We start from the raw sequence: 13,578 nt of genomic DNA on the forward strand, positions 1-13,578 counted from the left end.
ATATATTTTGGGCAGATTGGTTTACAACTATAATAAGCTGTACTATAATTCAAATAGAGATAAATCGGAATCATTCTGAATTAAAATAGGTGATGTGTAATGAATAATATATTAGAAATAGAAGGACTTACGTTTCGGTATGAAGATCGAAATGTGTTAGAAGATATTAATTTGCAAGTTCCGAAGGGAGCTTTTTTAGGTTTAGTTGGACCAAATGGTTCAGGGAAATCGACTTTACTTAAATGTTTATTGGGTGTTTTAAAGCCGAAGCAAGGAAGTATTAGATTGTTTGGCATTGATAGTAAAAAGTTTAAAGAGTGGAATAAAGTTGGTTATGTATCTCAAAAGGCAAATAGCTTTAACTCAGGTTTCCCGGCGACTGTTTTTGAAGTTGTTTCAATGGGACTTGTTTCCAAAAAAGGTCTTTTTCGCTTCTTTACGAAAGACGATAAGGCGAAAGTAGAAAAAGCGATTGCTGATGTAGGGATGAGTGAGTTCCAAGGTCGCAACATTGGAGAGCTTTCTGGTGGACAACAACAACGTGTATTTATTGCTCGTGCACTTGTAAGTGATCCGGAATTACTTATTTTGGACGAACCTACTGTTGGGATTGATGTGAAAAATGTGGAAAGCTTCTATGAGATACTAGAGGATTTAAACAAAAGGCTAGGGATCACGTTAATTCTTGTTACGCACGATATGGGTGCTGTAACAGAAAAGGTGACGCATGTTGCATGTTTAAATCAGCATCTACATTTCCATGGGAATGTAGAGAAATTCCGAGAGTTAGAAGATGCCGAAATGTCGATTTTATATGGACATCATGTTCATCGCTTAGAACATGAACATGGGCATCACGGGAGGATATAATGATACAGGATTTTTTACAATATGATTTTTTACGTAATTCTTTATACGCTGGTGTTTTAATAGGGCTTGTCGCACCACTTATCGGCGTGTTCGTTGTAATTCGTCGTATGTCGCTTATTGCGGATGCATTAAGTCATGTGACGTTGTCGGGAATTGCAGCAAGTTTATTACTTGAAAAGACAATCTTTACTGGTGGGTTTTTAAACCCTTTATATATGGGAATGTTTTTTTCAATCGGTGGAGCATTGCTAATTGAAAAATTACGTACTGTATATAAGCATTATCAAGAGTTAGCAATTCCGATTATACTTTCAGCAGGGATGGGGATTGGAGTTATCTTCATTTCACTTGCTAATGGATTCAATACGGATTTATTTAGTTATTTATTTGGTAGTGTAAGTGCTGTAACAAGTGCGGATTTAATTATTATTGGGATAGTAGCAATTGTAGTTATTATAACGATTGTTTTATTATACAAAGAGTTGTTTTTACTATCATTTGATGAGGAATACGCTGTATCAACCGGTTTGAGTGCAAAGTGGATTCACTTTATTTTCATTATATTAGTTGCTCTTGTAATTGCGGTATCAATGCGGGTTGTAGGTGTTCTTCTCGTATCATCTTTAATGACGTTACCAGTTGCAGCAAGTATTCGTATTGCAAAAGGATTTAAACAAACAATTTTCTTTTCCATTTTATTTGGTGAAATTGCAGTAATTGGTGGAATGTTTGCTTCGTATCAACTTGATCTAGCACCAGGTGGTACAATTGTTATGATAGCGGTTCTTATTTTAATCGGTGCGATTTTATGGAAGAAGAAAAAAACTGCATAAAGTAGGGATAGGTATGAATCTAACAGAAGCTTTACGCCTAATGAAGGAAAAAGGATATAAACATACGGGGAAAAGGGAAGAGATGCTAAGGTTATTCGCGGCACATAATCGTTATTTAACTGCGAAAGACGTTTTAGAACATATGAAGGATGATTATCCAGGACTTAGTTTCGATACGATTTATCGTAACTTAACGGTATTCGCTGAAATTGGAGTTTTAGAGCAAACGGAATTAAATGGTGAAAAACATTTTCGTTTTACGTGCTCTATTATGGCACATCATCATCATTTTATTTGTTTAGATTGTGGTGGTACGAAAGAAATCACTTCTTGCCCAATGGATTTTATGAATAAAGATTTTAACGGTTATGAAGTAACCGGTCATAAGTTTGAAATATATGGCCGTTGTCCAAAATGTGCAAAATAAGAACTCGTCGGTTACATAACTGACGAGCTTTTTTACGTAAAAAAGAAGGTTGCCCACAAATATTGTGGCAACCTTCTTTTTATTGTTCTTGTGTTTCTTTTTCTTTTTCTTTTTCTCGTTCAGCAGCCATTTCAGCAGCAATTACATCGATTTCTTTTTTCAGTTCTTCCACCATTATTTCTTCTGGTACTTTACGAACAACTTGCCCTTTACGGAATAATAATCCTTCTCCACGTGCACCGGCAATACCGATATCAGCTTCACGAGCTTCACCAGGACCGTTTACAGCGCAACCAAGTACTGCAACTTTAATTGGTACTTTTAGTGTAGAGATGTATTCTTCCACCTCGTTAGCGATGCTAATTAAATCAATTTCAATACGACCACAAGTTGGACAAGAAATAAGTGTTGCTGCATTAGATGCAAGACCGAATGACTTTAATAGTTCACGTGCAACCTTTACTTCTTCCACTGGATCAGCACTTAAAGAAATACGTAGTGTATTTCCGATACCTTTATTTAAAATTGCTCCAAGACCAGCAGCACTTTTTACAGTTCCAGCAAACAAAGTTCCTGATTCTGTAATACCTAAATGTAATGGATAATCAAAAGCACGAGCGGCTTTTTCATATGCTTCAATTGCTAAGTTAACATCAGAGGCTTTCATTGATACGATAATATCGTGGAAATCTAAGTCCTCTAAAATTTTAATATGGTGCAGTGCGCTCTCGACCATACCATCAGCAGTTGGGTATCCATATTTTTCTAAAATATGACGTTCTAATGAACCTGCATTTACGCCGATACGGATTGGAATGCCGCGCTCTTTCGCTGCGTTTACAACAGCTTCTACTTTATGGCGACGTCCAATATTACCTGGATTGATACGTACTTTATCAATGCCGCCTTCGATTGCTTTTAAAGCAAGGCGATAATCAAAATGAATATCAGCAACAAGTGGAATGTTGATTTGTTTTTTAATATCAGCAATAGCATTTGCTGCGCGCTCGTCTGGAACAGCAACACGAACGACTTGACAGCCTGCTTCTTCTAAACGTTTAATTTCAGCAACTGTAGCCTCAACATCATGTGTTTTTGTTGTTGTCATACTTTGTATAATTAATTCATTGTTACCGCCAATTGTTAAATTACCGACTTTAACTGGACGTGTTTTTGTACGATGAGTCATTTCATTCACGAATAGATCGCTCTCCTTATAAAAGAAGTTTCTTATTTTAGTCCCTTACATCAATGATAGTATGTGTGAGAAAGGGCTATAGAAACCAAAGTACTCGGTTTCACTTTTACTATTGTATCAGCGCCTTTATGTAATTGACAAGGATTAAGTGATGGCTTATTGATATAACGGGAATTTATAAGACTTTCCAACTTGGATTTTTGTAGCAGATGCATTTTTATTTAATTGTTTAAAATCATCAATTACTTTTTCAATAGAAGGAATTTTTTTCTTATTGATCGCTTCTGTAATAGAAAGGACTGTATCACCAGTTTTTACTTCAATTGCTTTATAAGCTGTATCCGTTTCTTTTTCTGTTTCTTTCTCTTTATTCTGCTTTGTATCTGTATTTTCTTTTTTTATCGTTTCGGCAGCTGTTGTTTTTTTGTATGAACTTAACATCGGTAAAGTACCGATTTTAATGTCGTAATAAAATATATAACCGAGGACAAGCACGAATAAGAGTACACCTAATCTCTTCATATCCTTCACTCCTTTGCTAGGAATATATGCTTGTCCAAAAAAAAAATGCCTATTTAGGCATTTTTTTTATAGTTCTTGTTTATCTTTTGGTTTTGGAACTTCTTTAATTGTTAAGTATAGAACGATTAAAACAACTGCAATGTAAATGAATGTTGCACCAGGTACGTTTATTTTGAATAAATCCATAATCATAAAGAAGATTGTTGGAATTGTGTAGCTGTAAGCAGTTAATGTCCAAACTTGTTTATAAGATAATTTGCGTTGACCGCTCATCGCAGAACCGATGAAGGCAAGCAAGGTAACTCCTACAAAGGTAATAAATAATTGGAACAAGTACAGTAAGAACCCAATAACGAATAGTAAGATTGGATAAATACTGTCAAATAACGAAATGAAATCTTGTAAATCTTTCTTCTCAAGAGATGCGCCTAGTAAGTCATTATAGGAGTATGTTTGTGTTTGACCATTCCCCATAGAGACTACTTTATCTTTTAAAACAAATAAACCGGTTTTATTTTGATATTTTTCTAAGTCTGTTGAATTTGGATCAAATACGAAAAGGGCATTTCCGTCTTCTTTTTCGATAGGTTGATCAATATCAGCTTGTAGCTCGCCGTTTTCGATTTTAAAATCAGGTAAATCTTTTTCGATTACTTTATTTACCATGTTAACACCATCTTGGATGACGCTACCGTACAAGAAAGTTCTTGGAATAGTAGTGATTAGGCAAAGAAGCATAATATACAAAATGGTTTTACCGATTTTTTGAAAACGGAAAAGCGCCATATCTTTAGGCGAATATACGCTTTTTGCTAGCTGTTTAAAAATGGACATAGATTCACTTCCTTTATGTATGTATAAAATCATTGTAACGTACGAATCTAGAGAAGCTCAAGATATATTATATTTACATATAGTAGAAGGGACTAAATTTCTTCTTATTAATTTACTTCTTTTAGTAGAGAAAAATACAATTGACACTTTTCTTTTGTATATGGTAAATTTATCTTACATTTTTCAAACGATATATTCGATGGGAATTTAGTTTTTTTAATGTTACATACATAATTGTGGACCCTTAGCTCAGCTGGTTAGAGCAGACGGCTCATAACCGTCCGGTCGTAGGTTCGAGTCCTACAGGGTCCATATCCATTTCATATGTTTATTATGTCAGCAGGAAGCTTCCTTGTAGAAGGAAGCTTTTTTTACGGAATATATGAGCATTTTAATTGAAAAGAAGTGGGAATTTTGCTACTTTAATGATAGCAAGACAAAGCGATTTATTTGTTTGCACCCTATGGCAATTAGGGTAGAATGAAGTTGTAGGTCACATATGTAGTGACAATACATAAACCGGGAGGAATATAACAATGGCAAAACACGAATTACCAAATTTACCTTATGCGTATGATGCTTTAGAACCTCACTTTGATAAAGAAACAATGAACATCCATCATACGAAACATCACAACACGTATATTACAAACTTAAACGCTGCTTTAGAAGGTCATGCAGAATTAGCTGACAAAAGCGTTGAAGAATTAGTTGCAAACTTAAACGAAGTACCTGAAGCAATCCGTACAGCAGTACGTAACAATGGTGGCGGACATGCTAACCATACATTCTTCTGGACAATCCTATCTCCAAACGGCGGAGGACAACCAGTAGGCGAACTTGCAACTGCGATTGAAGCGAAATTCGGTAGCTTCGATGCATTCAAAGAAGAATTCGCAAAAGCTGGCGCAACTCGCTTCGGTTCTGGTTGGGCTTGGTTAGTAGTAAACAATGGTGAGTTAGAAGTAACAAGCACTCCAAACCAAGATTCTCCTCTAACTGAAGGTAAAACTCCAGTTATCGGTTTAGATGTTTGGGAGCATGCTTACTACTTAAATTACCAAAACCGTCGTCCTGACTACATCGGTGCATTCTGGAACGTTGTAGATTGGAACGTTGCTGAAAAACTTTACCAAGAAGCAAAATAATTAAAGTTAATACAGCTAGAAAAAAGCTAGGAGTTTTCTCCTAGCTTTTTTCTATGCTCTCCTTTTACATAATTGAGCTTGTCTTTGGAAGACTAGAACATGAAGTAAAGGAGAGTTGTGTATGAAGTGGAAACATGTAATTGGTGATGTTGAAGTGAATCGGGACTTAGTATTATTGCTCGTTATAGGAGGTTTATACACGCTCGCAATTTCTTTATCGAATACGTTTGTAAACATTTATTTATGGAAGCAAACACAAAATTATGTAAATTTGGGCTTGTATAATTTGGCCAGCGTTGTATTGCAACCTCTAACATTTCTTGTGGGCGGGAAATTAGCGAAACGTATTGATCGCTCGATTTTATTGCGAATAGGTGTAGGCACGTTAGCTGTTTTTTTTATCGTCGTTTTAGTAGCGGGAAAAAGTGCATCTCACTATATTTTACTAATGGGAGCCCTTTTAGGAGTTGGTTATGGTTTTTATTGGCTCGCTTTTAACTTGTTGACATTTGAGATTACAGAACCAGAAACAAGAGATTTTTTTAACGGTTTTCTCGGACTTCTTACATCGTTCTCTGGAATGATTGGACCGATAGCTGCAGGATATACAATTTCACGTATGGAAAAATGGAGCGGTTATACTGTCGTTTTCTTCCTCTCGTTAATGCTATTTGCGGTTGCTGTCGTTCTAAGCTTTTTTCTATCGAAGAGAGAATGTGAAGGGCGCTATGAAATTGTGCAAGTATTGAAAGAGCGGCAAGTTGATAAAAACTGGGGAAGAATTACGCGCGCTCATTTCTTCCAAGGTTTGAGAGAGGGAACGTTTATTTTCGTTATTTCGGTATACGTCTATTTAGCATCTGGTAGCGAGTTAGCACTAGGGAAATATAGTTTAGTGAATTCTGCAGTATCATTTGTATGCTATTATTTAGTTGCTCGTATGTTAAAGAAAGAATGGCGAAAAAAAGCAATTTTACTTGGTGGTATTATTTTATACGCGGTTGTATTTTTAGTTATTTTTAATGTTACATATACGAAATTACTTATTTATGCAGCATGTATTGCGGTCGCATATCCTATTTTACTCGTTCCGTATGGCTCCATGACATACGATGTAATTGGTAGAGCAAAACAGGCGAGAGAATGGCGTGTAGAATATATAGTGGTCAGGGAATTATGGTTAAATGCTGGAAGAATTTGTTCCATTTTAAGTTTTTTATGTGCTGTCATATTTTTTCCGCCTGAAAAAAGTTTACCTTTCTTACTATGTATTTTAGGAGCTGGACATTTTCTTATTTATTTTGCAGTTAAAAATGTCAAATATGATGAGGGGAATGTGAACAAAACCAGTGTTGTAGCGCAAGGAAGCACGCAGAATCAAACTGAACCAGAAGGTTAACTTATCGTATGTTTTATGCTAGAATAGAAAAAGATGTAAGACAGCAGTGAGGGCACCTGTATGAAGGTGTCCCTTTCACATTACATAGCTGTTGGTAGAGGGGGTTTGTATGAGCAAGAAGCAGAAACAACAAAAGAAAAAGACCCACGTTCCCTTTCGGTTAAACGTGTTGTTTTTTTGCGTGTTTTTAATGTTCTCCGCGGTTATTGTAAGGCTTGGATACGTACAAATTGTTCGTGGTGAGGAATATAAAAATGAAGTTGAGAAGAAAGAAAATTCAACGATAAGTAATCCTGTACCGCGTGGGAAAATATTTGATCGTAATGGAGAAGCGGTCGTAGATAATGAGCCTGTTCGTACAATTACATTTACAAAAATGAAGGGATCAACTGCAGCAGATCGCTTAGAAACGGCGAAAAAGCTAGCAGATTTAATTGAAGTCCCAACAGATAAGTTAACGGATCGCGATAAAAAAGATTATTGGCTTGCTTTACATAAAGAAGAAGCAGAAGCGAAAATCACAAAAAAAGATCGTGAAGAGTTTAAAGTGAATAAAATTGACGATAAAGAACTAGATGAACGTCAACGAAATCGTGTAACAGAAGAAGAGATTAATCAACTTTCAGCAAAAGATTTAGAAATATTGGCGATTAAAAGTAAGATGGAAAGCGGATATGCAATGACGCCGCAAATCGTTAAAAAAGGTGCAACAGAAGAAGAATACGCGATTATTAGTGAAAATTTAGCGAAATTACCAGGCGTAGATACAAATGTTGACTGGGAGCGAAAATATAAATATGACGATATGTTCCGAAGTGTACTTGGTGGTGTAACTTCTTCTGATGAAGGGTTGCCGAGAGAACGACTAGATTACTACCTTGTTCGTGATTATAATCGTAACGATCGCGTAGGGAAAAGTTACCTTGAGCAACAATATGAAGATAGCCTACACGGCACAAAAGCTGAAGTTAGAAATGTTACAGATAAAGAGGGTAATATTTTAGAAACTATTAATGTGTCACAAGGACAACGAGGTAACGACCTGAATTTAACAATCGATATGGAATTACAAAAGCGCGTAGAAGAAATTCTTACAAAAAACTTAATGAGATTTAAAGGGAGCGAACCTCTTTTAGACCGTGCATTCGTTGTAATGATGAACCCGAAAAATGGTGAAGTTTTATCTATGGCAGGGAAACAATTAGTGAATAAAGACGGCGAAACGAAAGTAGAGGATTTTGCATTAGGAACGATGACAAGTTCTTATCCGATGGGTTCAACTGTAAAAGGTGCGACAGTACTTACGGGGTATCAAACTGGCGCGATTCAACCTGGAGCTGTACAGTTAGATGAACCGATTAAATTAAAAGGGACACCTACGAAGTCATCTTGGAAACAGATGGGGTATATTAATGACCTTACAGCGTTAAAACAGTCTTCAAACGTTTATATGTTTAAAACAGCGATGAATATCGCTGGGGTTCCATATGTACGAGGCGGTACGTTAGATATTCCGAAAAGTGCGTTCGATACTATGCGTTACTATTTTGGTCAGTTTGGACTTGGTGTAAAAACAGGAATTGATTTGCCAAATGAAACTGCTGGTCAAATAGGTAAAGGAAATCAACCAGGTTTCTTATTAGATTTATCAATCGGGCAGTATGATACGTATACACCGCTTCAATTAGCGCAATATATTTCGACGATTGCAAATGGTGGATATCGTATGCAACCTCAAGTTGTAAAGGAAATTCGTCAGCCATCGGCGAAGCCAGAGGAAGTTGGAAAAGTTGTTCAATCGATTGAACCGAAAGTATTAAACCGTGTTGATATGCCTGAATCACAAATTAAACGTGTTCAAGAAGGATTTAGACAAGTGTTTAACGATACAGGTGGTACAGCTACAAAATACTTTGCAGGTGCACCATATAAAGCAGCTGGGAAGACAGGTACAGCTCAAACTGTATATGGCGGAGATAAAGAGATTGGTAGAAATGCAAAAGGTGAGCGTGTTGAAACATATAACTTAACATTAGTAGGTTATGCGCCACTTGAAGATCCAGAAGTAGCATTTTCTGTTGTTGTCCCATGGGTACATGATGATAAAACAGGAATTAATGGATATATCAGTCGTGAAATTATGGACGCTTACTATGATTTGAAAAAACAAGCATTAACTGGTGAAGCTCCAAAAGATGAAAAAGAGAAAAAAAGTAATACACAAGATGATGAATAAAAAAGTTGTAAAAAAAGCACACTATCTGAAAAGATAGTGTGCTTTTTTTTATGCTTTATGCATATGGTTTAGTAAATGTGGACAAGCGTAAACTGTTGAAAAAACATGTAGTTTCAAAAAAGATGAATACAACAAGATTGGTGCATACGCTTTAAATTTGTGTTATGTGCTAGGAGATAGCAGTTTATGGATGATTAGAAAATTTACTGCATCTAAAGTGCAAAAATGAAAAACAAATTGCTGTATACATTTGTTTTTGTGGAACTTTACAAAACTTTTACAAACAATTAAAACCGAATTAATAGTTTAGCAGTATTCTTATATCTGTAATCCTGTTATTTCCGGTTACTTCTAGGAGGAAGAACACGTGAAATGGATGAGTGTATCGATTAAGGTTTTGACATTATCGGCATGTATTCTTTGTTATAACATGTCTACTGCATTCGCTACAAATGAAATGGGAGAAGTGAGAGTTGATGGATCCTCAACGGTTTTTCCTATTATAGAGGCAGTAGCAGAAGAATATACAAAGGCTCATCCAAACGTGAAAATTTCTATTAGTATTTCTGGAACAGGAGGAGGATTTAATCGTTTCAGTAAAGGAGAAGTAGATATAAACAATGCTTCGAGAGTGATGAAGCGTGTAGAAGAAAATGCAATGAAGAAAAACTCCATTCAATTTACGCCATTTGAGGTTGCTTATGATGGTCTTACGATTGTTGTGAATCGTCAAAATACGTGGGTAAACAATATAACGATAGACGAGTTACGTCTACTATGGGGTGAAGATGGAAGTTCAAAACGATGGTCGCAAATTCATTCATCATGGCCACGTGAACAAATTAAATTTTATGCGCCAGGCGTAGACTCTGGTACTTATGATTATTTTCAAAATGTTGTCTTACAAAATAGTCGCCTTGTAAAAACGGTCTCTTTGTCTGAAGACGATCAAGTGATTATGCAAGGGGTAATGAATGATAAAAATGCCATTGCTTTTGTAGGATATGCTTATTATATGGCTAACCGAGATAAGGTGAAAGCAATCAAGGTGAATGGTGTATTTCCAACGAAAGAGACCATTCAGTCAGGTGCGTATAAGCCTTTAGCTAGATCGCTATTTACTTATGTAAATGATGCATCTATCCGAAATAAAATGAATGTAGCAAATTATGTTGAGTTTATGATTAAACATGTTGGCAACCTCGCTGAAGAGGTCGGATATGTAAAATTGCCAAAAGAAAAATACAATGAACAGCTGCGAATGTTAACAGAAATAAAAAGGTAATGTCAGGGTGGAAAGGGGTTTTCATCTTTGGCTCATAATGACAAAAGTCAAATTACATTTTCTGTACAACATTTGATTGAGAGAAATACAAATAGAAGAAAAAAAGCGCAGCGAATCAATCGAATAGTTCCGTTATTACTAAAAATAATTGCTAGCGTGTCTATAGTGACGACACTTGGAATTATTTTTACGTTGGCTAATGAAACAATCATGTTTTTTCAAAAAATATCATTATACTCCTTTTTGACGGAGCAAGAATGGTTACCTTTTTTTGAAGATCCTAAATTCGGTATATTACCACTTATATGTGGAACAATTCTTGTAACAGCAATTGCTATGGTTGTAGCAATTCCAATCGGTTTAGGGTGTGCCATATTTTTGAGCGAATATGCTTCAAATGGTGCCCGGAAAATATTAAAACCGTTGTTAGAGCTACTAGCAGGTATCCCAACAATTGTATATGGTTTTTTCGCATTAACAATTGTTACGCCACTTTTACAACGGATCATACCAGATTTGCAGTTTTTTAATGCTATTAGCCCAGGCATTGTGATTGGATTTATGATGGTACCTACGGTTGCCTCCCTTTCTGAAGATGCAATGAGAGCTGTAGCGAAAGGAATTAAAGAAGCTTCACTAGGGCTAGGGGCAACTCGTTTTGAGATGGTAAAACAAATAGTATTTCCATCGGCTTTTACAGGCATTATGGCAGCGATTATATTGGCAGCTTCTCGGGCGATTGGTGAAACAATGATTGTTGTTATTGCAGCCGGATCAACACCTAATGTATCGATAGATCCGACTCATTCCATTCAAACATTAACAGCTTATATTGTACAAGTGAGTTTAGGGGATGCTCCGCATGGAACACTTACTTATTACAGCATGTATGCTGTAGGTGCGACTTTATTCATGTTTACTTTTATTATGAACATCATTTCGCAGTATATTATGCGCCGTTTTAGGAGGGTGACATAATATGCGAATGTTAAACCATAAAAAAGTACAAGAAAATATGGCATCACGTTTTTTAAAAGATAGAATTTACAAATCATTATTTTATATAGCAATTTTGTTTTCAATCTTAATTCTGTTTATTTTGTTGTTTCAAATTTTTGAAAAAGGTATGAGTTATCTTTCAATAGATTTTTTTACAAACTTCGCTTCACGTAATCCGAAAGAAGCTGGGATTGTTGCTGCTTTGTCAGGAACAATATTATTTATGAGTATTGTTATACCGGTCTCCTTTATATTTGGAGTCGGAACAGCTCTTTATTTAGAGCATTATGCGAAAGAGTCCGTTTTTAAAAAGTTAATAGAATTGAATAATCAAACATTAGCAGGGGTACCTTCCGTTGTGTTTGGTTTACTCGGGTTAACTATTTTCGTATACGCTCTCCATTTGGGAGAGAGCATAATCGCAGCGGCACTGACGATGAGTTTACTCGTCTTACCAACAGTTGTTGTGGCTAGCCAAGAAGCGATTCGATCTGTACCAAGTTCTTTATTAGAAGCTTCTTACGGATTAGGTGCTACGAAATGGCAAACGATGTATCAAATTGTACTGCCAGTAGCTTTGCCAGGGATTTTAACGGGATGTACGTTAGCGGTATCGAGAGCGATTGGAGAAGCAGCGCCGTTGTTAGTTATTGGGGCACTTGCATTTGCAAATTATGTTCCGTTTAGTATGTTCGATAGATTTACGGTTTTACCAATTCAAATTTTTAATTGGATGAGTAGACCACAAGAAGAATTTCAGTATGTAGCAGCAGCTGGGATGATTGTTTTGCTAGGATTGTTGCTCTTTATAAATATATTTGTCTTATGGTTACGAAATCGAAAATAAGTTGGAAGTGGATGAAAGGGGAATTCAAATGGTAGCAACAGTAGTAAATGTACAGGTGAAAAATGAGAAGAAGATTGAGACAGCACCCAAAAAAATAGTGTTTGATACGAAAAATTTAAATTTATGGTACGGAGAAGACCATGCTTTAAAAGATATCAACTTAAGTATTCATGAGAATGAAGTAACAGCGATTATCGGTCCAAGTGGTTGCGGGAAATCAACATACTTAAAAACGCTAAATCGTATGGTAGAGTTAGTACCTATCGTTCGAACTACTGGAGTTATCGAATATAGAGAACGAAATATATTCGATAAATCATATCCGGTTGAAGAATTACGTACGCATGTGGGTATGGTGTTCCAAAAGCCAAATCCATTCCCGAAATCTATTTATGAAAATGTAGCATATGGACCGAAAATTCATGGTGTTCGTGACAAAAAAACACTTGATGAAATCGTTGAAAAAAGCTTGCGCGGAGCAGCCATTTGGGATGAGTTAAAAGATCGTTTGCACGATAATGCATATGGTTTATCTGGTGGGCAGCAACAACGTCTATGTATTGCACGCTGCTTAGCGATTGAGCCAGACGTAATTTTAATGGATGAACCAACATCAGCGTTAGATCCAATTTCAACATTAAAAGTAGAAGAACTAATTCAGGAGTTAAAGAAAGATTTTAGTATTGTTATTGTAACGCACAATATGCAACAAGCAGCACGTATTTCAGATAAAACTGCCTTCTTCTTAAGTGGAGAAGTTGTGGAATATACAGATACAAATAAATTATTTACAACACCTGCAGATAAGCGAACAGAAGACTACATTACAGGACGATTTGGTTGATATCGTTGTAAGGCTAAGAGTAAATGCCCTCTTAATAGAGGGCATTTCTCACTTTCACCTCATTTTAAATAGGGGGAGTAATATTTCTCTTTTCTCAAGGCTTAATAAACGTACAAGAGGCTGGGGAGGGGATTTA

13 protein-coding genes and 1 tRNA gene are annotated in these 13,578 nt (G+C 36.1%); 11 read left to right on the forward strand and 3 right to left on the reverse strand.

Going from position 1 to position 13,578, the window contains the following annotated elements:
* Positions 1-99 precede the first annotated feature (99 nt).
* The 3 genes from MRBLBA3_RS00685 to MRBLBA3_RS00695 are packed head-to-tail and all read left to right on the forward strand — an operon-like array spanning position 100 to position 2,130.
* Positions 100-870, forward strand: coding sequence for a metal ABC transporter ATP-binding protein (locus MRBLBA3_RS00685; protein WP_001059657.1), 771 nt, complete (start codon positions 100-102; stop codon positions 868-870).
* Positions 870-1,703, forward strand: a complete 834-nt coding sequence (locus MRBLBA3_RS00690; protein WP_000613830.1) for a metal ABC transporter permease — start codon at positions 870-872, stop codon at positions 1,701-1,703. Before MRBLBA3_RS00685 ends, MRBLBA3_RS00690 begins: the two co-directional genes overlap by 1 nt.
* A 13-nt stretch (positions 1,704-1,716) precedes the next feature.
* Complete coding sequence (locus tag MRBLBA3_RS00695; RefSeq protein ID WP_001054514.1) at positions 1,717-2,130, forward strand: Fur family transcriptional regulator; 414 nt, start codon at positions 1,717-1,719, stop codon at positions 2,128-2,130.
* A 79-nt stretch (positions 2,131-2,209) separates the two neighbouring features.
* Here the strand turns inward: MRBLBA3_RS00695 and ispG are convergent, their stop codons facing one another.
* From ispG to MRBLBA3_RS00710, 3 genes are all read right to left on the reverse strand, one after another.
* Positions 2,210-3,319: a flavodoxin-dependent (E)-4-hydroxy-3-methylbut-2-enyl-diphosphate synthase gene (ispG, locus tag MRBLBA3_RS00700; RefSeq protein WP_122950842.1), complete on the reverse strand. Its 1,110-nt coding sequence runs from the start codon at positions 3,317-3,319 to the stop codon at positions 2,210-2,212.
* Positions 3,320-3,484: 165 nt separating this feature from the next.
* On the reverse strand, positions 3,485-3,850 hold the full coding sequence (locus MRBLBA3_RS00705; RefSeq protein WP_000825424.1) for a hypothetical protein: 366 nt from the start codon (positions 3,848-3,850) through the stop codon (positions 3,485-3,487).
* A gap of 66 nt (positions 3,851-3,916) precedes the next feature.
* Positions 3,917-4,684 carry a DUF1189 domain-containing protein gene (locus tag MRBLBA3_RS00710; RefSeq protein ID WP_000021680.1) on the reverse strand — a complete coding sequence of 256 codons (768 nt, stop codon included), beginning with the start codon at positions 4,682-4,684 and terminating at the stop codon, positions 3,917-3,919.
* A 238-nt stretch (positions 4,685-4,922) separates the two neighbouring features.
* Between MRBLBA3_RS00710 and MRBLBA3_RS00715 the strand changes: the two genes are divergently transcribed.
* The 8 genes from MRBLBA3_RS00715 to pstB all read left to right on the forward strand — a co-directional run bounded on the left by MRBLBA3_RS00715 (position 4,923) and on the right by pstB (position 13,442).
* Positions 4,923-4,996, forward strand: a tRNA-Ile gene (locus tag MRBLBA3_RS00715).
* A gap of 224 nt (positions 4,997-5,220) precedes the next feature.
* Positions 5,221-5,832 carry a superoxide dismutase [Mn] gene (gene sodA / locus MRBLBA3_RS00720; protein ID WP_001052033.1) on the forward strand — a complete coding sequence of 204 codons (612 nt, stop codon included), beginning with the start codon at positions 5,221-5,223 and terminating at the stop codon, positions 5,830-5,832.
* Positions 5,833-5,953: 121 nt separating this feature from the next.
* Positions 5,954-7,231, forward strand: a complete 1,278-nt coding sequence (locus MRBLBA3_RS00725) for an MFS transporter (RefSeq protein ID WP_000871394.1) — start codon at positions 5,954-5,956, stop codon at positions 7,229-7,231.
* 109 nt (positions 7,232-7,340) lie between these two features.
* Complete coding sequence (locus tag MRBLBA3_RS00730; protein WP_000038996.1) at positions 7,341-9,467, forward strand: peptidoglycan D,D-transpeptidase FtsI family protein; 2,127 nt, start codon at positions 7,341-7,343, stop codon at positions 9,465-9,467.
* Between the two features lie 367 nt (positions 9,468-9,834).
* On the forward strand, positions 9,835-10,752 hold the full coding sequence (locus MRBLBA3_RS00735; RefSeq protein WP_212088044.1) for a PstS family phosphate ABC transporter substrate-binding protein: 918 nt from the start codon (positions 9,835-9,837) through the stop codon (positions 10,750-10,752).
* Positions 10,753-10,779: 27 nt separating this feature from the next.
* The gene (gene pstC / locus MRBLBA3_RS00740; RefSeq protein ID WP_044737734.1) at positions 10,780-11,730 is read left to right on the forward strand and encodes a phosphate ABC transporter permease subunit PstC; all 951 of its coding nucleotides are present in this window, start codon (positions 10,780-10,782) and stop codon (positions 11,728-11,730) included.
* A gap of 1 nt (position 11,731) precedes the next feature.
* Entirely contained in the window at positions 11,732-12,598 is an 867-nt protein-coding gene (gene pstA, locus MRBLBA3_RS00745; RefSeq protein ID WP_001242566.1) for a phosphate ABC transporter permease PstA, read from the forward strand.
* 28 nt (positions 12,599-12,626) lie between these two features.
* A complete protein-coding gene (gene pstB, locus MRBLBA3_RS00750; RefSeq protein ID WP_044737735.1) occupies positions 12,627-13,442 on the forward strand; it encodes a phosphate ABC transporter ATP-binding protein in 816 nt (271 codons plus the stop codon).
* Positions 13,443-13,578 lie beyond the last annotated feature (136 nt).

This window comes from Bacillus sp. LBA3-1-1.1 (assembly GCF_040676495.1).
GTDB lineage: Bacteria > Bacillota > Bacilli > Bacillales > Bacillaceae_G > Bacillus_A > Bacillus_A nitratireducens.